Raw genomic sequence first — 22,778 nt, 5'->3', positions numbered from 1 at the left:
AGTAAAAATGGAAGTCAAGATAAAAGATCTTCATCCGAGTCAACTTTACTTATCAGAGAAGAAGTTGCAAGATATTCAGATGCTTTATCAGTCGGTAAAACTAATCAATGTTGATCCAATTAGTATTCTTGCATTTGGAAATTGCTTGTTGATTACAGATGGGCATCACAGGGCTTATCAGGCTTTGTTAATGGGCCAAGATACGATTTCTGCTGAGTGGGATAAAGATGGTGGTGATGAACTCTATCATCTTTATGCAAAAGCTTGTGAGAAAAGAAAGATATACTCTGTTTTGGATTTAAAAGATCATATCTTACCTCAAGATGAGTATGAAGCAAAATGGTATAACTGGTGTGATGGATTTAACCAAGCAGCGGAGCTAGTATTAGGAGTAGAAAATGATGACAAAAATCATTCAGATAGATGATTCCTTGCGTTTAGTTCCCTATTTTTTAGCGGATCATCATGATGCAGCTTTGGCCTGGTATCAAGATGTGGATATGGTGGAACTTGTAGACGGTATTAGAATACCTTATAGTCCGGAAAAATTAAATGCCATGTATTCCTATTTAGAAAGACACGGGGATTTGTTCTGGATTGAGTTTCGAGAAAAGGGAGAGTGGCTTCCAATTGGGGATGTCACCTTATCTCAGGAGAATCTTCCTATTGTGATTGGCAATCCAACTTATCAACATCAGGGACTTGGACGCAAGGTATTGAAGACTTTGATTGATCTAGCTCGTCAAAGGGGATGGACAGAAATGAAAGTTCAAGAAATCTACACTTTTAATCCTATCTCTAGAAGATGTTTTGAGTCTCTTGGGTTTGTGGAAAGTAGAAGGACTGAAAGTGGGGTTGGCTTTCTCTTAAAACTGGACACTAACTAGGCTAAATTATTTTTAAAAATCGCTCAAGAATAGGGCGGTTTTTTAATTTATAGTTTGCAACACTTTTACAATCGAAATGATAGACAAATTCCGTTATAAAATTTCTGTAAAAATAGAATTTTTCTCTTGCATTTGAGAAAGATTAGTGTATAATAGTAGGGTATGTGTAAAACATACTTGTGGGAGGTAAAAATCTTTAAATTACCGCCAAAACCACAAAGGAGGATTTAGAAATGGCTAAAAAAGTCGAAAAACTTGTAAAATTGCAAATCCCTGCTGGTAAAGCTACACCAGCTCCACCGGTTGGACCTGCTCTTGGTCAAGCTGGTATCAACATCATGGGATTCACAAAAGAGTTCAACGCTCGTACAGCTGATCAAGCTGGTATGATCATTCCAGTTGTTATCTCAGTATACGAAGACAAATCATTTACTTTCGTTACTAAAACACCACCAGCTGCTGTTCTTTTGAAAAAAGCTGCAGGTGTTGAAAAGGGATCAGGTACACCTAACAAAACTAAAGTTGCTACAGTTACTCGTGCACAAGTACAAGAAATTGCAGAAACTAAGATGCCAGATTTGAACGCAGCAAACATTGAGTCTGCAATGCGTATGATTGAAGGTACTGCTCGTTCTATGGGATTCACTGTTGTTGACTAATCAATAACATCCCCAATATAACCCGCAAGACTTCATCATTTCGAGAAGTGACGTGGGAGATGAAAATCGATTGAACCACTTACAAGGAGAATAGAAAATGGCTAAAAAAAGCAAACAACTTCGTGCTGCACTTGAGAAAATCGACAGCACAAAAGCATACAGCGTAGAAGAAGCTGTAGCACTTGCAAAAGAAACTAACTTTGCAAAATTTGACGCAACTGTAGAAGTTGCTTACAACTTGAACATCGACGTTAAAAAAGCTGACCAACAAATCCGTGGAGCAATGGTATTGCCAAACGGTACTGGTAAAACTTCACGCGTTCTTGTTTTCGCACGTGGTGCTAAAGCAGAAGAAGCGAAAGCTGCTGGAGCAGACTTCGTAGGTGAAGATGACCTTGTTGCTAAAATCAACGACGGTTGGTTGGACTTCGACGTAGTTATCGCTACACCTGATATGATGGCTCTTGTTGGACGTCTTGGACGTGTCCTTGGACCACGTAACTTGATGCCAAACCCTAAAACTGGTACTGTAACAATGGATGTTGCGAAAGCAGTTGAAGAGTCTAAAGGTGGTAAAATTACTTACCGTGCTGACCGTGCAGGTAACGTTCAAGCAATCATCGGTAAAGTATCATTTGAAGCTGAAAAATTGGTTGAAAACTTCAAAGCTTTCAACGAAACAATTCAAAAAGCTAAACCAGCTACAGCTAAAGGTACTTACGTAACAAACTTGACTATCACAACTACTCAAGGTGTTGGTATCAAGGTCGATGTAAACTCACTTTAATTAGTAATTTGTAAAAAGGTTGAAGACGATAAGTCTCAACCTTTTTTTCTATGAAAATGTTAAAAACACGGATAAACTTTGGAATCGATTTGATATTGTAAAGTATCTAGATAGAAAATTCAGAAAATTTCTTCTTTTGTCTTGAAAATTTTTGAAAAAATGGTATTATAGAAACAAGTCATTTTAAGAGAACTGAAAGGGGAACAATGGAGAAAATCATTTTAGATTCACCAAAGTCGGGATCAGAACTTGTTTTGGAAACACTCCGTGATTTAGGAATTGATACGATTTTTGGTTATCCAGGCGGAGCAGTATTGCCTTTGTATGATGCTATTTATAATTTTAAAGGCATTCGTCATATTTTAGGTCGCCATGAACAAGGATGTCTTCATGAAGCTGAAGGTTATGCTAAGTCAACAGGAAAACTTGGTGTTGCAGTCGTCACAAGTGGACCGGGAGCTACAAATGCCATTACGGGTATTGCAGATGCTATGAGCGACAGTGTTCCTCTTTTGGTTTTTACGGGTCAAGTGGCAAGAGCGGGTATCGGAAAGGATGCTTTCCAGGAAGCAGATATTGTCGGTATTACCATGCCAATTACCAAGTACAATTATCAGGTTCGTGAAACAGCAGATATTCCACGTGTGATTACAGAGGCGGTGCATATTGCGACAACAGGTCGTCCAGGACCAGTTGTGATTGATTTACCAAAAGATGTTTCTGCGCTTGAGACTGATTTCATCTACTCACCAGAAGTAATCTTACCAAGTTATCAACCAACCGTTGAGCCAAATGATATGCAAATCAAGAAAATCTTGAAGCAGTTATCTAAAGCTAAAAAACCAGTATTACTTGCTGGTGGTGGTATTAGTTACGCAGAGGCTGCCACAGAGTTGATTGAATTTGCAGAACGGTATCAAATTCCGGTTGTAACCAGTCTTTTGGGACAAGGGACAATTGCAACTAGCCACCCACTGTTTTTGGGGATGGGAGGAATGCACGGATCCTTCGCGGCCAATATCGCTATGACAGAGACAGATTTCATGATCAGTGTTGGTTGTCGATTTGATGACCGTTTGACAGGGAATCCAAAGACTTTCGCTAAAAATGCTAAGGTTGCCCATATTGACATTGATCCTGCAGAGATTGGGAAGATCATTGCTGTCGACATTCCTGTTGTTGGCGATGCAAAGAAAGCCTTGCAACAGTTGCTAGCAGAGCCAACGGTTCATAACAACACAGAAAAATGGATTGAAAAGGTGACCCAAGATAAGAACCGGGTTCGTTCATACGACAAGAAAGAACGGGTTGTGCAACCACAAGCTGTGATCGAACGCATCGGAGAGTTGACCAAGGGGGACGCTATTGTCGTCACAGACGTTGGACAACACCAAATGTGGGCAGCTCAATACTATCCTTACCAAAATGAGCGCCAATTGGTAACATCTGGTGGTCTAGGAACGATGGGATTCGGTGTTCCTGCAGCTATCGGAGCGAAAATTGCCAATCCAGATAAAGAAGTTGTTCTCTTTGTCGGAGATGGTGGTTTCCAAATGACCAACCAAGAATTGGCGATCTTAAATATTTATAAGGTTCCGATCAAGGTCGTTATGCTCAACAACCACTCGCTTGGGATGGTCCGTCAATGGCAAGAAGCCTTCTATGATGGTCGGACGTCAGAGTCAGTCTTTGATAGCCTTCCGGATTTCCAATTGATGGCGCAAGCTTACGGGATCAAGAATTATAAATTTGATAATCCTGAAACTCTGGAGAAGGATTTGGAAGTCATCACAGAAGATGTACCAATGTTCATCGAAGTAGACATTTCTCGGAAAGAGCATGTCTTGCCGATGGTACCAGCTGGTAAGAGTAATCATGAGATGTTGGGGGTGAAGTTTAATGCGTAGAATGTTAACAGCCAAACTTCAAAACCGCTCAGGTGTTCTGAACCGCTTTACTGGAGTCTTGTCGAGACGTCAAGTCAATATCGAAAGCATCTCTGTTGGCGCAACAGAAAACCCTAATGTATCGCGGATTACCATTATCATTGATGTTGCTTCGCATGATGAAGTAGAGCAAATTATCAAACAACTTAACCGTCAGGTCGATGTTATCCGTGTTCGCGATATCACTGATAAACCTCACCTAGAGCGAGAAGTTATCTTGGTTAAGATTGCTGCACCAGCTGAGAAGCGAGCAGAAATTTTGGCAATCATTCAACCTTTCCGTGCAACTGTGGTCGATGTAGCTCCAAGCTCCATTACCGTTCAGATGACGGGAAATGCAGAAAAGAGTGAAGCTTTGATTCGTGTCATTCGACCATACGGTATCAAGAATATTGCTCGTACGGGTGCAACTGGATTTACCCGTGATTAATACTCTTCGTAAATCAAATTCAAACTACGTTAGCGTCGCTTTACCGTACTCAAGTACAGCCTGCAGCTGGCTTCCTAGTTTGCTCTTTGATTTTCATTGAGTAAAAGAATCCAACCTAAATTTGTTAATTTAGCCTATCAGGCAATAAAAATAGAAAAGAGAGAAAAAACTATGGCAGTTCAAATGGAATATGAAAAAGATGTAAAAGTAGCAGCACTTGATGGTAAAAAAATCGCCGTTATCGGTTATGGTTCACAAGGACATGCGCATGCTCAAAACTTGCGTGATTCAGGTCACGATGTGATTATCGGTGTTCGTCCAGGTAAATCATTTGATAAAGCTAAAGAAGATGGTTTTGATACATACACAGTAGCAGAAGCAACTAAATTGGCTGATGTTATCATGATCTTGGCACCAGATGAAATCCAACAAGAATTGTACGAGGCAGAAATCGCTCCAAACTTGGAAGCTGGAAATGCAGTTGGTTTTGCACATGGTTTCAACATCCACTTCGAATTCATCAAAGTTCCTGCAGATGTTGATGTCTTCATGTGTGCTCCTAAAGGACCAGGACACTTGGTACGTCGTACTTACGAAGAAGGATTTGGTGTTCCAGCGCTTTACGCCGTATACCAAGATGCTACAGGAAATGCTAAAGACATCGCTATGGACTGGTGTAAAGGTGTTGGTGCAGCGCGTGTAGGTCTTCTTGAAACAACATACAAAGAAGAAACTGAAGAAGATTTGTTTGGTGAACAAGCAGTTCTTTGCGGTGGTTTGACTGCCCTTATCGAAGCTGGTTTTGAAGTCTTGACTGAAGCTGGATACGCTCCAGAATTGGCTTACTTCGAAGTGCTTCACGAAATGAAATTGATCGTTGACTTGATCTACGAAGGTGGATTCAAGAAAATGCGTCAATCAATCTCTAACACAGCTGAATACGGTGACTACGTTTCAGGTCCACGTGTGATTACTGAACAAGTGAAAGAAAACATGAAAGCAGTTCTTGCTGATATCCAAAATGGTAAATTTGCCAACGACTTTGTGAACGACTACAAAGCTGGTCGTCCAAAATTGACTGCTTACCGTGAACAAGCTGCTAACCTTGAAATTGAAAAGGTTGGTGCAGAATTGCGTAAAGCAATGCCATTTGTTGGTAAAAACGACGATGACGCATTCAAAATCTACAACTAATTTTTGAGAATAAAGATAGAAGGCGAGTTGGGGGTACCTAACCCGCTTTTTATCTTGAAAACGAATTAAGGAGAAGATTATGCTTAGTGCAAAAGATGTGGTAAAAGCCCATAAAGTATTGAGTGGTGTAGTAGTCAATACACCGTTAGAATATGATCATTACTTATCAGAGAAATACGGAGCTAAAATTTATCTCAAGAAAGAAAATGCTCAACGTGTTCGGTCATTTAAGATTCGTGGTGCTTATTATGCGATTTCACAATTAAACAAAGAAGAACGCGAACGTGGTGTAGTGTGTGCTTCAGCGGGAAATCACGCCCAAGGAGTTGCTTACACATGTAATGAGATGGAGATTCCTGCAACAATCTTTATGCCAATTACAACACCTCAACAGAAAATTGGTCAGGTTCGTTTCTTTGGTGGTGATTTTGTAACCATTAAATTGGTAGGAGATACCTTTGATGCGTCAGCCAAGGCAGCTCAAGAGTTTACAGTCGCTGAAAATCGTACCTTTATCGATCCTTTCGATGATCCTTATGTTCAAGCGGGGCAAGGAACTGTTGCCTACGAGATTTTAGAAGAAGCACGCAAAGAATCCATTGATTTTGATACTGTTTTGGTACCTGTAGGAGGTGGAGGTCTTATTTCTGGTGTTTCTACCTATATTAAAGAAACAAATTCAGAAATTGAAGTAATTGGTGTTGAGGCTGAAGGGGCTCGTTCTATGAAGGCGGCGTTTGAAGCTGGAGGACCAGTCAAACTTAAGGAAATTGATAAGTTTGCTGATGGGATTGCTGTCCAAAAAGTAGGGCAGTTGACTTATGAGGCAACTCGTAAAAATGTACAGACTCTTATCGGAGTGGATGAAGGTTTGATTTCTGAGACCCTAATTGATCTCTACTCTAAACAAGGTATCGTAGCAGAACCTGCGGGTGCTGCTAGTGTGGCGGCTCTGGAAGTACTGTCAGACTATATAAAAGGAAAGACTATTTGTTGTATCATTTCTGGAGGAAATAACGATATCAACCGTATGCCAGAGATGGAAGAGCGTGCCTTGATTTACGATGGTATCAAGCATTACTTTGTAGTCAACTTCCCACAACGTCCAGGGGCTCTTCGAGAATTTGTAAATGATATCTTGGGGCCAAATGATGATATCACTCGTTTTGAGTATATTAAACGTGCCAGCAAGGGAACAGGACCAGTCTTAATCGGGATTGCTCTTGCTAACAAGCATGATTATGCGGGTTTGATTCATCGAATGGAAAAATTCGATCCGTCTTATATTAACTTAAATGGGAACGAAACTCTATATAATATGCTTGTTTAATATCCTATAAAATTTTTATCATATCATTTGCCTAACCTATATACGAGTGCTATAATGTAAATGAAGAAAGGGGGAGATTCCCATGGTTTTACCAGTTTTACCAGTTATACTTGTTGTATTAATTCTAATGCTTATTGTGGGAGTTACTTTAGTAAGTTCTGTTTATGTCGTTCGTCAACAATCTGTTGCCATTATCGAACGATTTGGTAAATATCAAAAGTTAAGTAATAGTGGTATTCATCTGCGAGCACCATTTGGCATTGACAAAATTGCAGCTCGTGTACAGCTACGCCTTTTACAAAGTGAAATCGTAGTTGAAACCAAAACCCAAGATAACGTTTTTGTGACCATGAATGTCGCAACTCAATACCGTGTAAATGAGCAAAACGTTACAGATGCTTACTATAAATTGATGAGACCGGAAGCTCAAATTAAATCTTATATTGAAGATGCATTACGCTCATCTGTTCCTAGATTAACTTTGGATGAATTGTTTGAGAAAAAAGATGAAATTGCATTAGAAGTTCAAAAACAAGTAGCGGAAGAAATGTCAACGTATGGGTATATTATCGTTAAGACGCTCATTACCAAAGTTGAGCCGGATGCAGAAGTCAAACAATCAATGAACGAAATCAATGCAGCTCAACGTAAGAGAGTGGCCGCTCAAGAATTGGCTGAAGCAGACAAAATAAAGATCGTTACAGCGGCAGAAGCTGAGGCAGAAAAAGATCGTCTTCATGGTGTGGGGATCGCAGAGCAGCGGAAAGCAATTGTTGATGGACTTGCTGATTCTATTAAAGAGTTAAAAGGAGCTAATGTCGAATTAACTGAAGAACAAATTATGTCAATCCTATTAACCAATCAGTATTTAGATACATTGAATAATTTTGCAGACAAACAAGGAAATAATACTATATTCTTGCCAGCAAATCCTAATGGAGTTGAAGATATACGGACCCATATATTATCGGCTTTAAAAGCCAAATAATTGTGTTCTGAGCGCTTTAATTCAGTGTATGTATGCGTTTTTATTGACAATACTTATAAAAACATATAGAATGAAATAGCGCAAAGAAAAAAATAGGAGAATAACATGGCTAAGTCTAACTTTGAAAAAGTAGAATCAGTTGTTAGCTGGGTTCGTGATAAAAAAATCACAGGGTATCGTATTTCTAAGGAAACAAATGCACGTGAAATGTCTATCATTGCTTTAGCTCAAGGACGTGCAAAAGTTAAAAACATTTCCTTTGAAACAGCCCTCGGCTTAATTGATTTCTACGACAAAAATCATGAAAAATTTGAAGATTAGTCTTTGGATATAGGCAGGTTCGAAAAGAACCTGCCTTTTCATTTTAGGAAATATAAAAAGACTGCAGGTTGCAGTCTTTTTTGATTATCCAAGATAGCGTTGTAAAAATTCTTTGGTGCGTTCTTCTTTAGGATTGGTAAATAGCTCTTCAGGTTTACCTTCTTCTGCAATAACCCCCTTATCCATAAAGATAACACGGTTTGATACATCGCGAGCAAATTCCATTTCGTGGGTTACAACGATCATAGTCAAGCCTTCTTGAGCTAGTTCTTGCATGATTTTGAGAACTTCACCGACCATTTCAGGGTCGAGGGCTGATGTAGGCTCGTCAAAGAGAATGGCATCAGGATTCATAGAAAGAGCACGAGCAATAGCCACACGTTGCTTTTGACCACCAGAAAGTTGCTTTGGTTTGGCTTGCCAGAAACGTTCTCCCATACCAACTTTTTCAAGGTTTTCTTTTGCAATTTTCTCTGCCTCTGAGTGGTCACGTTTGAGAACAGTTGTCTGTGCCACAATCGTATTTTCGAGAACATTGAGATTTTCAAAAAGATTAAAGGACTGAAAAACCATACCTAGTTTTTCACGGTAGTGAGTAAGGTTATACCCTTTTTCAAGGACGTTTTCACCGTGATAAAGGATTTCACCTTCAGTTGGAGTTTCGAGAAGGTTGATAGAACGTAGGAAGGTTGATTTACCACTACCGGAACTTCCGATGATAGAAATCACTTCTCCTTTATGAATAGTGAGTGAGATGTCTTTTAGGACCTCGTTTTGTCCATAGGATTTTTTGAGGTGTTTGATTTCAAGAATGGGTTGATTCATTATTTCAAATCCTCCGTTTGCATTTGGTTAGCACCTGTTGTGTAGGTATCCATATCCATACGTTTTTCAATGTAACGGAGAATACGCGTTACTGTAAAGGTAAGGACAAAGTAGATGACTGCGATGATGGTAAAGGTTTGGAAGTATTGGTAGGTTTGTGTTGCTACTGTATTTCCTGAGAAGTAAAGTTCTACAACAGAGATAACGTTCAATACAGAAGTATCCTTGATGTTGATGACGAACTCATTACCAGTTGCTGGTAGAATATTTCGAACAACTTGAGGCAAAACAATCTTACGCATGGTTTGATTATGAGTCATACCAAGTGCAGTTGCCGCTTCGAATTGTCCCTTATCAACAGCTAGAATACCGCCACGGACGATTTCTGTCATGTAGGCACCCGTATTGATAGAAACGATAAAGATAGCAGCCAGTGTTCGGTCTAGGTTGATTCCAAAGGCTTGTGCAGTACCATAGTAGATAACCATGGCTTGTACAATCATAGGAGTACCACGGAAAATTTCAATATAGACGTTGAGAATCCAGCCAAGTAGATTTTGGATTACGTAGATAAATTGATTTTCAGATTGAGGTGCAGTACGGAAGACACCGATAGCAAGACCAATGATGAGACCGACGATAGTACCGATAATGGAAATGAGAAGAGTAATACCTGCACCACGCAAGAGTTGTTGCCAGTTCTCAGATAGAATTTTAGCAACTTGGCCAAAGAAATTACTGTTGCTTTCTTCAGTTGTTGTAGATTCGGCAGGTTGCTCTTTGATCATACGATCCATTAGCGCAACTTGTTCTTCTTTAGAAATGGTTTCAATGCTAGCGTTGATTTGACTGATACGTTCGTCGTCTTTACGTAAACCGATAGCGATAGATGTATCTTCCTCCCCAGTTTTAAAGCCAGGTTCAGGTTGAATCATTTTAAACTTAGCGTTTGCTGATTCGGCAGTTAAGGCTTCTGGACGTTCAGAAACATAGGCATCGATGACCCCAGCTTCAAGAGCTTGTCGCATTTGCGCAAAATCACCCATAGCAGTTTCTTTCTGAGCACCTGAGATTTGTGAAATCAAGTCATAAAGGTAAACACCTTGTTGAGAAGTGATTTTTGCTCCGCTAAAATCCTCTAGTGATTTAGCATTAGCATAGGCAGAATCCTTCTTGACCAAAAGTACTGGTTCGCTAGTGTAGTAGCTGCTTGAGAAGGCAATTTCTTGTTTTCGTTCAGCAGTTGGGCTCATACCTGCAATAATCATATCGATTTTACCAGAGGTAAGGGCTGGAACGAGTCCTTCCCATTTAGTTTTTACAACCAAAGGTTCTTTGCCGAGGTCCTTAGCAATCTTTTTAGCTATTTGGACATCATACCCGTTGGCATATTGATTGGTTCCATCGATTTTGACAGCACCGTTACTGTCATCATCCTGAGTCCAGTTAAAAGGTGCGTAAGCTGCCTCCATTCCTATGCGTAAATATTCATCGGCTTGGACCTGGCTAACTAGTCCTAGAGTAAGGGCTAGGCTAGCAAGGATAGATAAGCATAATTTTTTCATGTTTTCTCCTATTTCTAGTCTAAAAATAGCTCCCTCTATTGTATCTAAAAATGGTGAGATTTTCAATACAAGTAAACCTTTACTTGTAAAAAATGATATAATAGTGAAAAAACTTGGAAGGCAGTGTAAGATGAAAAAGAAATGGCTATTGGCTTTGATATTTACCTGTTTCCTTTTTGTACCGCGCTTGGTTTTTGCTGTAGACTTTGATATTTTATCCTATAAGGGAGATTTGAATATTCATGCAGATAATACAGCAGTTTTCAAAGAAACAATTACCTACCATTTTAAAGATGATTTTAATGGTCAATTGATTGGTCTCGGTAAAGCAGGGAAAATGCCAAAAGGATTTGATATAGATGATGACCCAACTGTCCTTGTATCTAAAAATGGGCAAATCATTCAGGATGTTCTCTCATATACTAAGGAAGAAGAGGATGGCTACAAGGTCTTCGTTCTTAATCCAGGAAATGCAGGAGATACTGTTCGGGTAACCGTTACCTGGCAACTGTCAAATATTCTCTTTTTGTATAACGATATCGCGGAGCTAAATTGGCAACCACTGACAGATAGTTCAGGAGATATCAAAGATTTAGAATTTCGAGTAACTTCAGATAGTCCTGCAGAGAAACTCTTTTTTCATACTGGCAAACTCCTCAACGAGGGAAGTGTCGAGAAAGTAAATGATATCTACTGGGTTAAGATGAAAAATCTTCCTAAAAAACGTCAGATTGAACTTCATGCCTATTGGCCGAGAGAAGCTTTCTCAAGTGCTCCGAGTCAGGGCCTAAATGAAGATAATTTAAGTAACTTCAAAAGAGTTGAGATAGAAATAAAAGCCAATAAAGTGCAGGCGAATATCATGATAAAATGGATTTTCCCAACTTTCTTTATGGCTTTATTGCTACTTACTATCATGTATTATCGAGCATTTCGTAAACAGATAAGTCTCCAAAAAGTATATCCGAAGAATCATCGACTTTACGAACCTCCAATGGACTTACCTCCAATGGTTTTGGCAGAAGCAATCTATTCAACCTCCTTAGAGGAAGTTAGTCCCCTAAATAAGCATAAGTTTGGTAAGTTCACCTTTGAACAACTAATCCAGGCAACCTTGTTGGACTTAGTCGATCGCGGGCATTTATCCATTTTTCAGGGTGAAGAGGAACCGTGGATAAAAATTAATAGTGAAAAAGGCTTGTCTAATTTTGAAAAAGAATGCTTGCGCATGACTCTTTCAACTAAGAAAGAAATTGCTTTATCTGACCTTTTCCTTGAATATCAAGTTTCTTCAACTTTGTTTCATGGTGCTAAGGAAGCTGATGAGAAGCATATTCGAGAATTCGGCATGCACCTCAAGCGTTCCTTCGAGAGACGACTTGAACGCATGCAAAGTTGTGTTCGAGACAAGGTGAAAATTTTACGAATTCCAAGTTATTATCGACCTTTAACGGAAAAAGAAAATAATCTTGTGAAAAAAATGAAAGTCTGTTCGATTGTAACAGGTGTTGTCGGACTGATCATTTTTTACTATAGCACTCGAACTCATGGCTATTTCTCGCTTCCGTTACTTTCCTTAGGTTTAATTGGTTTACTAGCGAGTGCTTTGATTCATTTTGTAACTCGAGGGCCTTCTCGTGATGGAGTCTTAAATGAAGAAGGGGCAGAAGTTGTTTATCTCTGGACAAGTTTTGAAAATATGCTTCGGGATATTGCACATTTAGATAAGGCTGAACTAGAGAGCATTGTTGTTTGGAATCGCCTTTTGGTCTATGCAACTCTCTATGGATACGCTAAGAAGGTGAATAAAATCATGAAACTTCACAATATTCAACTTGAAAACGCTGCTATGAATCTTTATGTATCTTGTGGGTGGGATAAACAATTTCACACATCTGCTACTCAAATCAATTTGTACACCTCAGTCGCAAATACAGCAAGTACCTTTTCTGTATCATCCGGAAGCGGTAGCTCTGGTGGTGGTTTCTCAGGCGGTGGCGGTGGTGGAAGTGTTGGTGCTTTCTAAAGAAAACTAAACACATCATTTAAAAGTATGATATAATGGAGGATAGAAAAAAGGAGTAATCTATGTATTTTTTTGAAATTTTAAAAGCTATCTTTTTTGGAATTGTTGAAGGAATCACGGAGTGGCTGCCGATTTCAAGTACTGGCCACTTGATTTTAGCACAAGAGTTTATCCAGTTTAAAGATCAAAATGAAACTTTTATGTCTATGTTTAATGTCGTCATTCAACTGGGTGCAATCTTAGCCGTTATGGTTATCTACTTTAACAAGCTTAATCCCTTCAAACCAGGTAAGGATAAAGTTCAAGTTCGTAGAACCTGGCAATTATGGTCCAAAGTATTTGTGGCTACACTTCCTTTATTAGCCGTTTTTAAATTTGATGATTGGTTTGAAACCCATTTCTATAATAAAGTTTCAGTAGCCATCATGTTGATTGTTTATGGGGTTGCCTTCATCTATCTTGAAAAACGTAATAAAGCGCAAGCGATTGAGCCAACAGTCACTGATTTAGATAAATTACCTTATAAAACAGCATTGTATATCGGTCTTTTCCAAGTCTTGGCCCTTCTACCAGGGACTAGCCGTTCCGGAGCAACTATCGTAGGTGGTTTGTTAAATGGAACTAGTCGTTCAGTGGTAACAGAATTTACCTTCTATCTAGGAATTCCAGTTATGTTTGGAGCTAGCGCTTTGAAGATTTTTAAATTCATCAAGGCTGGAGAAGTCTTGAGTTTTGGTCAATTCTTCTTGCTCTTAGTAGCCATGGTAGTAGCTTTTGCAGTCAGCATGGTTGCTATTCGTTTCTTAACCAGCTATGTCAAAAAACACGACTTTACAATGTTTGGTAAATACCGTATTGTCCTTGGGAGTGTGTTGCTACTTTATAGCTTTGTTCGATTATTTGTATAAGAAAGAAACCTTGAAGGAAGATTCCTTCAAGGTTTTTAAAATCCAGTCACTGTGACTCCCAATAAACGGACGCCTTTATCCTTATCACTGAGTGTTTCGTAGAGTTGAATAATGCATTGAGCGATTTGGTCTGAATCTTGTGTTTGCTGATCTAGGGTTTTTCGCTTAGTCAAAGTAGAAAAGTCAGCGTAGCGAATTTTTAAGATGACAATCTTACCACTTTTTTCATATTTTTGAAGACTAAGAGCGACTTTTTCCGAAAGGAGAGTTAGCTCTTTTTTGATATCTTCTTCCAGACCAAGAATTTTACTATAGGTTTTTTCTTTACCAATAGACTTACGAATACGGTCAGATTTAACGGGAGAATTATCAATCCCACGAGCCTTTCGGTAAAGGTCAAATCCAAGTCGTCCAAAACGATCAATAAGCGTAATTTCAGAGATTTCTATGAGATCAGCTCCTGTGAATACACCCATTTGATGCAATTTCTCAACAGTTTTCTTGCCAACGCCGTGGAATTTAGGAATATCCATTTGTTTGAGGAAGTTTTCGGCTTCTTCAGGGAGAATAACCGTCAAACCACGAGGTTTTTGATAGTCACTAGCCATTTTAGCTAAAAACTTATTATAAGATACACCGGCAGAAGCGGTCAGATGGAGTTCTTGCCAAATATCCTGCTGAATTAAGCGAGCAATCTTAACGGCAGATTTGATACCGAGTTTGTTTTCAGTTACGTCTAGATAGGCTTCATCGATACTCATAGGCTCAATTTTATCTGTATATCGTTTGAAAATAGCTCGTATCTGTTGACCGACAGCAGTATATTTTTCGTAGTTTCCAGAAATGAAAACGGCTTGCGGACAACGCTCATAGGCCTCTTTGGAACTCATAGCTGAGTGGATGCCAAAGGCTCTCGCTTCATAACTACAAGTCGAAACAACTCCGCGACCTCCTGTTTTTCTTGGGTCGCTACCAATAACAACGGGTTTCCCTTTAAGCTTAGGATTGTCTCTAATTTCTACCGCAGCAAAAAAAGCATCCATGTCAATATGGATGATTTTACGAGATAAATCATTCATCAGTGGAAATATCAGCATGTAATGACCTTTCTTTGGTAGAATTACTAGCTATATTATAACCTTTTTCAGAAAAAATAGAAAATAGGTAAATCTTTTTTCAAAACTATAATACAGTTGTTGCGAAAACAACAACTGTATTATAAAAGAAAGTGGGGGAAATTACTTATTTTAGTTGTTGAAATCGTTTACTGTGTGGTATACTGAATACATGAATGTAACAGATGACTGTTACTAGAAAGATAAAAGAGGACATTAACATGGTTGTTAAGACAGTTGTTGAAGCACAGGACATTTTTGACAAAGCCTGGGAAGGCTTTAAAGGTGTTGACTGGAAAGAAAAAGCAAGTGTATCACGCTTTGTACAAGCTAACTACACACCTTATGATGGAGATGAAAGCTTCCTTGCAGGACCAACAGAGCGTTCACTTCACATCAAAAAAATCGTAGAAGAAACTAAAGCACACTACGAAGAAACTCGTTTCCCAATGGATACTCGTCCAACTTCTATTGCTGATATTCCAGCTGGATTTATCGACAAAGAAAACGAATTGATCTTCGGTATCCAAAACGATGAACTCTTCAAATTGAATTTCATGCCAAAAGGTGGTATCCGTATGGCTGAAACTACTTTGAGAGAAAACGGTTATGAGCCAGATCCAGCTGTTCACGAAATTTTCACTAAATACGTTACAACAGTAAACGATGGTATCTTCCGTGCATATACTTCTAACATTCTTCGTGCTCGTCACGCCCACACTGTAACTGGTCTTCCAGACTCATACTCACGTGGACGTATCATTGGTGTGTACGCACGTCTTGCTCTTTATGGAGCTGACTTCTTGATGCAAGAAAAATTGAATGATTGGAATGCTATCAAAGAAATCGATGAAGAGACAATCCGTCTTCGTGAAGAAATCAACCTTCAATACAAAGCATTACAAGAAGTTGTTCGTTTAGGTGACCTTTACGGAGTTGATGTTCGTAAACCAGCGATGAACGTTAAAGAAGCTATCCAATGGGTAAACATTGCCTTCATGGCTGTCTGCCGCGTTATCAACGGTGCAGCTACATCTCTAGGTCGTGTGCCAATCGTCTTGGATATCTTTGCTGAACGTGACCTTGCTCGTGGTACATTTACTGAATCAGAAATCCAAGAGTTTGTTGACGATTTCGTTATGAAACTTCGTACAGTTAAATTCGGTCGTACAAAAGCTTATGACCAATTGTACTCAGGTGACCCAACCTTCATCACAACTTCTATGGCTGGTATGGGTAACGACGGTCGTCACCGTGTTACTAAGATGGACTACCGTTTCTTGAACACTCTTGACAACATCGGTAACTCTCCAGAACCAAACTTGACAGTTCTTTGGACTGACAAATTGCCATACAACTTCCGTCGCTACTGTATGCACATGAGCCACAAACACTCTTCAATCCAATACGAAGGTGTTACAACAATGGCTAAAGATGGATACGGTGAAATGAGCTGTATCTCATGTTGTGTGTCTCCACTTGACCCAGAAAACGAAGAACAACGTCACAACATCCAGTACTTCGGTGCTCGCGTTAACGTTCTTAAAGCTCTTCTTACTGGTTTGAACGGTGGTTATGACGATGTTCATAAAGACTACAAAGTATTTGATATCGAACCAATCCGTGACGAAGTTCTTGAATTCGAATCAGTTAAAGCTAACTTTGAAAAATCTCTTGACTGGTTGACTGACACTTACGTAGATGCTTTGAACATCATCCACTACATGACTGATAAGTACAACTACGAAGCTGTTCAAATGGCCTTCTTGCCAACTAAACAACGTGCTAACATGGGATTCGGTATCTGTGGATTTGCCAACACTGTTGATACATTGTCAGCTATTAAGTACGCTACAGTTAAACCAATCCGTGACGAAAATGGCTACATCTACGATTACGAAACAATCGGTGAATACCCACGTTGGGGTGAAGATGACCCACGTTCAAACGAATTGGCAGAATGGTTGATCGAAGCTTACACAACTCGTCTACGTAGCCACAAACTTTACAAAGACGCAGAAGCTACTGTATCACTTTTGACAATCACATCTAACGTTGCTTACTCTAAACAAACTGGTAACTCACCAGTCCACAAAGGTGTATACCTCAACGAAGATGGTTCAGTGAACTTGTCTAAACTTGAATTCTTCTCACCAGGTGCTAACCCATCTAACAAAGCTAAAGGTGGATGGTTGCAAAACTTGAACTCACTTGCTAGCCTTGACTTTGGTTACGCAGCTGATGGTATCTCATTGACAACTCAAGTTTCACCACGTGCTCTTGGTAAGACTCGTGACGAACAAGTTGATAACTTGGTAACAATCCTTGATGGTTACTTCGAAAACGGTGGACAACACGTTAACTTGAACGTTATGGACTTGAACGATGTTTACGAAAAGATCATGTCAGGTGAAGACGTAATCGTTCGTATCTCTGGATACTGTGTAAACACTAAATACCTCACTCCAGAACAAAAAACTGAATTGACACAACGTGTCTTCCACGAAGTTCTTTCAATGGATGATGCATTGAGCTAAGATTCATAAATAATAAATTAAAAACCAGTCAAAGTGACTGGTTTTTTTGATATAAAAAAATATTTAAAAAAAGTTGGTCAAAATTGGTCAAATCTATTGACTAATACTGACCAAAGTGCTATACTAAGAACATAAGGATGAGGAAATCCTTAGAAAACATTGATTTTAAGGTGATTGTGTAATTTATCTTAAGATCAAAGTATGGGTAAAACCTAGAAAGAGGTGCAACCTATGTTTACCATTAGTATTTTAGAAAATCCAATTACAAAATCTGTATTGGATAAAGAGAAACCTGAAATTATACGTAGAGTAGCAAATTGCTAGTCTAAAATTTTTAAAACAAAGGTCAGAGAAAGTCAAATTAATTTGACTAACTAATTTTGAATTTAACGAGGTATGAAATATGAATAACAACTTTAATAACTTTAACAACATGGATGATTTGTTTAACCAATTGATGGGTGGTATGCGTGGATACAGTTCAGAAAATCGTCGTTATTTGATTAACGGTCGTGAAGTAACACCTGAAGAATTCGCGATTTACCGTCAAACAGGTCAACTTCCTAGCGAAGGAAGTGATCAAGCTCAGTACGTTCAAGGGAAAGGTATGAAACAAGACGGTATTCTTGCTAAACTTGGACGTAATTTAACTGCTGAAGCTCGTGAAGGGAAGCTAGATCCGGTTATTGGACGTAACAAGGAAATTCAAGAAACTTCTGAAATTCTTTCTCGTCGTACAAAAAACAATCCAGTTCTTGTCGGTGATGCTGGTGTTGGTAAAACTGCTGTAGTAGAAGGCCTTGCACAAGCTATTGTGAATGGTGATGTTCCAGCAGCAATCAAGAACAAAGAAATCATTTCAATTGATATTTCTGGACTTGAAGCTGGTACTCAATACCGTGGTAGCTTTGAAGAAAATATTCAAAACTTGGTAAACGAAGTCAAGGAAGCTGGGAATATTATCCTCTTCTTCGACGAAATTCACCAAATCCTTGGCGCAGGTAGCACAGGGGATGGTCAAGGATCTAAAGGACTTGCTGATATCTTGAAACCAGCTCTTTCACGTGGGGAATTGACCGTGATTGGTGCAACAACTCAAGATGAATATCGTAATACAATCTTGAAAAACGCTGCTCTTGCTCGTCGTTTCAACGAAGTAAAAGTTAATGCACCATCTGCTGAAGATACTTTCAAGATTCTCCAAGGGATTCGCGATCTTTATCAACAACACCACAATGTTATCTTGCCAGATGAAGTATTGAAAGCGGCTGTTGATTACTCTGTTCAATATATTCCACAACGTAGCTTGCCAGATAAGGCTATCGACCTTGTTGATGTGACAGCTGCTCACTTGGCAGCACAACACCCAGTGACAGATGTACATGCTGTGGAACATGAAATTGAAGAAGAAAAAGCTAAACAAGAAGCTGCAGCTGCTAAAGAAGATTATGAAGCGGCTTTAAATGCAAAAGTTCGTATCGAAGAACTTGAAAAGCAAATTGCTAACCATACAGAAGATCACAAGGTTACAGCGACTGTAAATGACGTAGCTGAGTCTGTAGAACGTATGACAGGTATTCCTGTTTCACAAATGGGTGCAACTGATATTGAACGTTTGAAAGATATGGGCCACCGTTTGCAAACTAAGGTTATCGGTCAAGACAAGGCTGTTGAAGCCGTTGCCAAAGCGATTCGTCGGAACCGTGCAGGTTTTGATGAAGGAAATCGCCCAATCGGTAGCTTCCTCTTTGTAGGACCTACTGGTGTTGGTAAAACAGAATTGGCTAAACAATTGGCACTTGATATGTTCGGTACTAAAGATGCCATCATTCGTTTGGACATGTCAGAATACAGTGACCGCACAGCCGTTTCTAAATTGATTGGTACAACAGCTGGTTATGTTGGTTATGATGACAACAACAATACTTTGACAGAACGTGTTCGCCGTAACCCATACTCAATCGTCCTTCTCGACGAAATTGAAAAGGCTGACCCTCAAGTCATCACTCTTCTTCTTCAAGTATTGGATGATGGTCGTTTGACAGATGGTCAAGGTAACACTGTAAACTTCAAGAATACGGTGATTATCGCAACTTCAAATGCAGGATTTGGCTATGAAGCGAACTTGACAGAAGATGCTGATAAACCAAAACTTATGGATCGTTTGAAACCTTACTTCCGTCCAGAATTCCTCAACCGTTTCAATGCTGTTATTGAATTCTCACATTTGAGTAAGGAAGATCTTTCTAAGATTGTTGATTTGATGTTGATTGATGTCAATAAGACTCTTTCTAAGAAAGAAATCGACTTGGCAGTGAGCGATGCAGCCAAAGAATACATGACTGAAGAAGGTTATGATGAAGTGATGGGTGTTCGTCCACTCCGTCGAGTAGTTGAACAACAAATCCGTGACAAAGTAACAGACTTCCATTTGGATAATCTTGATGCTAAACACCTTGAAGCTGACATGGAAGATGGTGTCTTGGTCATTCGTGAAAAAGCCTAAATCAATGTTTTGTGAATCAAAAAAGGAACCAGCTGAAAAGCTGGTTCTTTTTTTGTTAAATGACATGACGCTCAAAAGCATCGTCTGAAATTCCTTGTTCAAGAATCAATTTTGCCCACTCCTTAGCAGAGAAAAGGCTATGATCCTTGTAGTTACCACAAGACTCAATGGTTGTTCCAGGAACATCTTCCCAAGTTGTAGTCTCAGCGATTTCCTTTAGTGAATCCTTGATGACAGCAGCAATTTCAGCGCTAGTATGACGTCCCCACATAATCATATGGAAACCTGTACGACAACCAAATGGGGAACAATCAATCATGCCGTCAATGCGAGTACGGATAAGCTTAGCCAAGAGGTGCTCAATCGTATGGAGGCCGGCAGTAGGGATAGAGTCCTCATTTGGTTGAACCAAGCGGATATCAAAGTTAGAAATGATATCTCCTTTTGGACCTGTTTCTTCTCCGATTAAACGGACATAAGGTGCTTTAACAATGGTGTGGTCAAGTTCAAAACTTTCAACAATAACTTCTTTTGTCATAGTATTTCCTTTCAACTTTCTTCTTTCATTATATCATAAAGATTTATTTGATAATTGTCAAAAAAAGAACTTTGTATCAGATGTTTATTGAAAAGTTAGAAATAGGAAAAAATATTTTCAAATCAATTTGAAAAATTCAATTGTATTGACACTTGGCGAAAAAGGGACTATAATGTATAAAAAGTCATAAAGGAGTTTATTATGAAATTTTCAAAAGTAATGGCCCTAGCAGGAGTGACTCTGTTAGCGTCAGGTGTTTTGGCAGCTTGTTCAGGTTCGAGCGCAAAAGGTGAGAAAACTTTTTCTTACACGTATGAAACCGACCCAGACAACCTCAACTATTTGACAACTGGTAAAGCAGCAACTGCTAATATCACTAGTAACGTCATTGACGGTTTGATGGAAAATGACCGCTACGGAAACTTTGTGCCATCAATGGCAGAAGATTGGTCTGTATCTCAAGATGGTTTGACTTACACTTACACAATCCGTAAAGATGCTAAATGGTATACTTCTGAAGGTGAAGAGTACGCAGCTGTGAAAGCTCAAGACTTTGTAACAGGTCTTAAATATGCAGCTGACAATAAATCAGAAGCACTTTATCTCGTTCAAGATTCTATTAAGGGTCTTGATGCATATGTGAAAGGTGAAGTTAAAGACTTTTCTGAAGTTGGAATCAAGGCAATTGATGATCAGACAGTTCAATACACTTTGAACAAACCTGAAAGCTTCTGGAACTCTAAAACAACTATGGGTGTTCTTGCACCGGTCAATGAAGAATTCCTTACTTCACAAGGAAGTAACTTTGCCAAAGCAACTGATCCAAGTAGTATCCTTTATAACGGTCCGTACTTGTTGAAATCATTGGTAGCTAAATCTTCAGTAGAATTTGAAAAAAATCCAAACTACTGGGATAAGGACAATGTTCATATTGATAAAGTAAAACTCTCATTCTGGGATGGTCAAGATACAAACAAACCTGCAGAAACCTTTAAGTCTGGTGGTTTCTCAACGGCTCGTCTATTCCCAACAAGTGCAAGTTATCCTGAAACTGAAAAAGAGTTTAAAGACAATATCGTTTATACACCACAAGATTCTTCAACTTACTTAATTGGTACCAATATTGATCGTCAGTCTTATAAATATACTTCTAAGACTACAGATGAGCAAAAAACTTCAACTAAGAAAGCTCTCCTTAACAAAGACTTCCGTCAATCGATTGCCTTCGGTATTGATAGAACAGCTTATACTTCTCAAATCAATGGAGAAAGTGGAGCAACAAAACTTCTTCGTAACTTGTTCGTACCACCAACATTTGTTCAAGCAGATGGTAAAAACTTTGGTGAATTAGTTAAGGAAAAATTGGTGACCTATGGTGACGAGTGGAAAGATGTTAACCTAGACGATGCTCAAGACGGTCTTTACAGTCCAGAAAAAGCAAAAGCAGAATTTGCTAAAGCTAAGACAGCTCTCCAAGCAGAAGGTGTTCAATTCCCAATTCACTTGGATATGCCGGTTGACCAAACAAGTACTACAAAAGTACAACGTGTTCAATCATTGAAACAATCACTTGAAGCAACATTAGGAACTGATAACGTAGTCGTTGATATCCAACAACTTCCAAAAGATGAAGTTCTCAATGTCACTTACTTTGCAGAATCAGCTGCTGGGGAAGATTGGGACCTTTCAGATAACGTTGGTTGGACTCCAGACTTTGCAGACCCATCTACTTACCTTGATATCATCAAACCATCAGTCGGTGAAAACACTAAAACTTACCTAGGATTTGATGCAGGAACAAATAATGCTGCTGCCAAACAAGTTGGTTTGGAAGACTACGAAAAGATGGTTGTTGAAGCTGGAAATGAAAACACTGACGTTTCAAAACGTTATGACAAATATGCTGCAGCTCAAGCTTGGTTGACAGATAGCGCTTTGATTATTCCAACATCTTCTCAAACTGGACGTCCAATGTTGTCTAAGATGGTACCATTTACGCTTCCATTTGCTTACTCAGGTAACAAGGGAACAACTGAACCTCTCTTGTACAAATACCTTGAACTTCAAGATAAACCAGTAACTGCTGATGAATATCAAAAAGCTCAAGATAAATGGAAGAAAGAAAAAGAAGAATCCAATAAAAAAGCGCAAGAAGATCTTGCAAACCATGTAAAATAAAAGAAAGTGGAGTTAGTGATTAACTCCACCTTTTTTAA

At 39.1% G+C, this 22,778-nt stretch carries 19 protein-coding genes; 15 read left to right on the top strand and 4 right to left on the bottom strand.

What is annotated here, in order from left to right; translation table 11 throughout:
* The first annotated feature begins 7 nt into the window (after nucleotides 1-7).
* The 10 genes from ACTO1Y_RS04710 (at nucleotide 8) to ACTO1Y_RS04665 (ending at nucleotide 8,542) form a co-directional block, all read left to right on the top strand.
* A complete protein-coding gene (locus ACTO1Y_RS04710) occupies nucleotides 8-427 on the top strand; it encodes a chromosome partitioning protein ParB (protein WP_441348525.1) in 420 nt (139 codons plus the stop codon).
* Nucleotides 402-887, top strand: coding sequence for a GNAT family N-acetyltransferase (locus ACTO1Y_RS04705; protein ID WP_441348620.1), 486 nt, complete (start codon nucleotides 402-404; stop codon nucleotides 885-887). Before ACTO1Y_RS04710 ends, ACTO1Y_RS04705 begins: the two co-directional genes overlap by 26 nt.
* Before the next feature lie 233 nt (nucleotides 888-1,120).
* Nucleotides 1,121-1,546, top strand: a complete 426-nt coding sequence (gene rplK / locus ACTO1Y_RS04700) for a 50S ribosomal protein L11 (RefSeq protein ID WP_001085808.1) — start codon at nucleotides 1,121-1,123, stop codon at nucleotides 1,544-1,546.
* 97 nt (nucleotides 1,547-1,643) lie between these two features.
* Entirely contained in the window at nucleotides 1,644-2,333 is a 690-nt protein-coding gene (gene rplA / locus ACTO1Y_RS04695; protein WP_001085675.1) for a 50S ribosomal protein L1, read from the top strand.
* 206 nt (nucleotides 2,334-2,539) lie between these two features.
* On the top strand, nucleotides 2,540-4,240 hold the full coding sequence (locus tag ACTO1Y_RS04690) for an acetolactate synthase large subunit (protein ID WP_441348524.1): 1,701 nt from the start codon (nucleotides 2,540-2,542) through the stop codon (nucleotides 4,238-4,240).
* A complete protein-coding gene (ilvN, locus tag ACTO1Y_RS04685; RefSeq protein WP_195184011.1) occupies nucleotides 4,233-4,709 on the top strand; it encodes an acetolactate synthase small subunit in 477 nt (158 codons plus the stop codon). Before ACTO1Y_RS04690 ends, ilvN begins: the two co-directional genes overlap by 8 nt.
* Before the next feature lie 171 nt (nucleotides 4,710-4,880).
* Nucleotides 4,881-5,903, top strand: coding sequence for a ketol-acid reductoisomerase (gene ilvC / locus ACTO1Y_RS04680; RefSeq protein ID WP_441348523.1), 1,023 nt, complete (start codon nucleotides 4,881-4,883; stop codon nucleotides 5,901-5,903).
* Nucleotides 5,904-5,982: 79 nt separating this feature from the next.
* A complete protein-coding gene (gene ilvA / locus ACTO1Y_RS04675) occupies nucleotides 5,983-7,233 on the top strand; it encodes a threonine ammonia-lyase IlvA (protein ID WP_441348522.1) in 1,251 nt (416 codons plus the stop codon).
* Between the two features lie 82 nt (nucleotides 7,234-7,315).
* Nucleotides 7,316-8,221 (top strand): SPFH domain-containing protein, encoded by a 906-nt coding sequence (locus ACTO1Y_RS04670; RefSeq protein WP_006150392.1) that lies wholly within the window; start codon nucleotides 7,316-7,318, stop codon nucleotides 8,219-8,221.
* 105 nt (nucleotides 8,222-8,326) lie between these two features.
* Nucleotides 8,327-8,542, top strand: coding sequence for a capsule biosynthesis transcriptional regulator (locus ACTO1Y_RS04665; RefSeq protein WP_002893653.1), 216 nt, complete (start codon nucleotides 8,327-8,329; stop codon nucleotides 8,540-8,542).
* Between the two features lie 84 nt (nucleotides 8,543-8,626).
* On the opposite strand, the gene ACTO1Y_RS04660 is transcribed toward ACTO1Y_RS04665, so the two are convergent.
* Both ACTO1Y_RS04660 and ACTO1Y_RS04655 read right to left on the bottom strand, forming a co-directional pair.
* Nucleotides 8,627-9,367: an amino acid ABC transporter ATP-binding protein gene (locus ACTO1Y_RS04660; protein ID WP_235083828.1), complete on the bottom strand. Its 741-nt coding sequence runs from the start codon at nucleotides 9,365-9,367 to the stop codon at nucleotides 8,627-8,629.
* A complete protein-coding gene (locus tag ACTO1Y_RS04655; RefSeq protein ID WP_441348521.1) occupies nucleotides 9,367-10,932 on the bottom strand; it encodes an ABC transporter substrate-binding protein/permease in 1,566 nt (521 codons plus the stop codon). The genes ACTO1Y_RS04660 and ACTO1Y_RS04655 overlap by 1 nt, the downstream gene beginning before the upstream one ends.
* A 130-nt stretch (nucleotides 10,933-11,062) precedes the next feature.
* Between ACTO1Y_RS04655 and ACTO1Y_RS04650 the strand changes: the two genes are divergently transcribed.
* Nucleotides 11,063-12,958: a DUF2207 family protein gene (locus tag ACTO1Y_RS04650; RefSeq protein WP_441348520.1), complete on the top strand. Its 1,896-nt coding sequence runs from the start codon at nucleotides 11,063-11,065 to the stop codon at nucleotides 12,956-12,958.
* A 62-nt stretch (nucleotides 12,959-13,020) separates the two neighbouring features.
* Nucleotides 13,021-13,866 (top strand): undecaprenyl-diphosphate phosphatase, encoded by an 846-nt coding sequence (locus tag ACTO1Y_RS04645; RefSeq protein ID WP_441348519.1) that lies wholly within the window; start codon nucleotides 13,021-13,023, stop codon nucleotides 13,864-13,866.
* 35 nt (nucleotides 13,867-13,901) lie between these two features.
* On the opposite strand, the gene dinB is transcribed toward ACTO1Y_RS04645, so the two are convergent.
* A complete protein-coding gene (dinB, locus tag ACTO1Y_RS04640; RefSeq protein WP_441348518.1) occupies nucleotides 13,902-14,963 on the bottom strand; it encodes a DNA polymerase IV in 1,062 nt (353 codons plus the stop codon).
* A gap of 239 nt (nucleotides 14,964-15,202) precedes the next feature.
* Here dinB and pflB point away from each other — a divergent pair, with 239 nt between their 5' ends.
* Nucleotides 15,203-17,518: a formate C-acetyltransferase gene (pflB, locus tag ACTO1Y_RS04635; protein ID WP_006150108.1), complete on the top strand. Its 2,316-nt coding sequence runs from the start codon at nucleotides 15,203-15,205 to the stop codon at nucleotides 17,516-17,518.
* 403 nt (nucleotides 17,519-17,921) lie between these two features.
* Entirely contained in the window at nucleotides 17,922-20,024 is a 2,103-nt protein-coding gene (locus tag ACTO1Y_RS04630; protein ID WP_441348517.1) for an AAA family ATPase, read from the top strand.
* 55 nt (nucleotides 20,025-20,079) lie between these two features.
* Here the strand turns inward: ACTO1Y_RS04630 and ACTO1Y_RS04625 are convergent, their stop codons facing one another.
* Nucleotides 20,080-20,562, bottom strand: a complete 483-nt coding sequence (locus tag ACTO1Y_RS04625; protein ID WP_235083837.1) for an S-ribosylhomocysteine lyase — start codon at nucleotides 20,560-20,562, stop codon at nucleotides 20,080-20,082.
* 201 nt (nucleotides 20,563-20,763) lie between these two features.
* Between ACTO1Y_RS04625 and ACTO1Y_RS04620 the strand changes: the two genes are divergently transcribed.
* The gene (locus ACTO1Y_RS04620; protein ID WP_375555696.1) at nucleotides 20,764-22,740 is read left to right on the top strand and encodes a peptide ABC transporter substrate-binding protein; all 1,977 of its coding nucleotides are present in this window, start codon (nucleotides 20,764-20,766) and stop codon (nucleotides 22,738-22,740) included.
* The last annotated feature ends 38 nt before the right edge of the window (nucleotides 22,741-22,778 follow it).

It is taken from the genome of Streptococcus sp. V728 (assembly GCF_052077995.1).
GTDB classification, from domain to species: Bacteria; Bacillota; Bacilli; order Lactobacillales; family Streptococcaceae; genus Streptococcus; species Streptococcus infantis_B.
Note: the sequence above shows the minus strand (reverse complement) of the source record. Positions and strands in the feature narration are given on the sequence as shown.

Excerpts from the sequence above, each read along its gene's own strand:
- ACTO1Y_RS04655 (WP_441348521.1), bottom strand. The coding sequence starts at position 10,932 with ATGAAAAAATTATGCTTATCTATCCTTGCTAGCCTAGCCCTTACTCTA.
- rplK (WP_001085808.1), top strand. The coding sequence starts at position 1,121 with ATGGCTAAAAAAGTCGAAAAACTTGTAAAATTGCAAATCCCTGCTGGT.
- ACTO1Y_RS04630 (WP_441348517.1), top strand. The coding sequence starts at position 17,922 with ATGAATAACAACTTTAATAACTTTAACAACATGGATGATTTGTTTAAC.
- ilvC (WP_441348523.1), top strand. The coding sequence starts at position 4,881 with ATGGCAGTTCAAATGGAATATGAAAAAGATGTAAAAGTAGCAGCACTT.
- ACTO1Y_RS04620 (WP_375555696.1), top strand. The coding sequence starts at position 20,764 with ATGAAATTTTCAAAAGTAATGGCCCTAGCAGGAGTGACTCTGTTAGCG.
- ACTO1Y_RS04665 (WP_002893653.1), top strand. The coding sequence starts at position 8,327 with ATGGCTAAGTCTAACTTTGAAAAAGTAGAATCAGTTGTTAGCTGGGTT.
- ACTO1Y_RS04625 (WP_235083837.1), bottom strand. The coding sequence starts at position 20,562 with ATGACAAAAGAAGTTATTGTTGAAAGTTTTGAACTTGACCACACCATT.
- ACTO1Y_RS04670 (WP_006150392.1), top strand. The coding sequence starts at position 7,316 with ATGGTTTTACCAGTTTTACCAGTTATACTTGTTGTATTAATTCTAATG.
- ACTO1Y_RS04705 (WP_441348620.1), top strand. The coding sequence starts at position 402 with ATGACAAAAATCATTCAGATAGATGATTCCTTGCGTTTAGTTCCCTAT.
- ACTO1Y_RS04660 (WP_235083828.1), bottom strand. The coding sequence starts at position 9,367 with ATGAATCAACCCATTCTTGAAATCAAACACCTCAAAAAATCCTATGGA.
- ilvA (WP_441348522.1), top strand. The coding sequence starts at position 5,983 with ATGCTTAGTGCAAAAGATGTGGTAAAAGCCCATAAAGTATTGAGTGGT.
- ACTO1Y_RS04645 (WP_441348519.1), top strand. The coding sequence starts at position 13,021 with ATGTATTTTTTTGAAATTTTAAAAGCTATCTTTTTTGGAATTGTTGAA.
- ilvN (WP_195184011.1), top strand. The coding sequence starts at position 4,233 with ATGCGTAGAATGTTAACAGCCAAACTTCAAAACCGCTCAGGTGTTCTG.
- ACTO1Y_RS04690 (WP_441348524.1), top strand. The coding sequence starts at position 2,540 with ATGGAGAAAATCATTTTAGATTCACCAAAGTCGGGATCAGAACTTGTT.
- ACTO1Y_RS04650 (WP_441348520.1), top strand. The coding sequence starts at position 11,063 with ATGAAAAAGAAATGGCTATTGGCTTTGATATTTACCTGTTTCCTTTTT.
- rplA (WP_001085675.1), top strand. The coding sequence starts at position 1,644 with ATGGCTAAAAAAAGCAAACAACTTCGTGCTGCACTTGAGAAAATCGAC.
- dinB (WP_441348518.1), bottom strand. The coding sequence starts at position 14,963 with ATGCTGATATTTCCACTGATGAATGATTTATCTCGTAAAATCATCCAT.
- pflB (WP_006150108.1), top strand. The coding sequence starts at position 15,203 with ATGGTTGTTAAGACAGTTGTTGAAGCACAGGACATTTTTGACAAAGCC.
- ACTO1Y_RS04710 (WP_441348525.1), top strand. The coding sequence starts at position 8 with ATGGAAGTCAAGATAAAAGATCTTCATCCGAGTCAACTTTACTTATCA.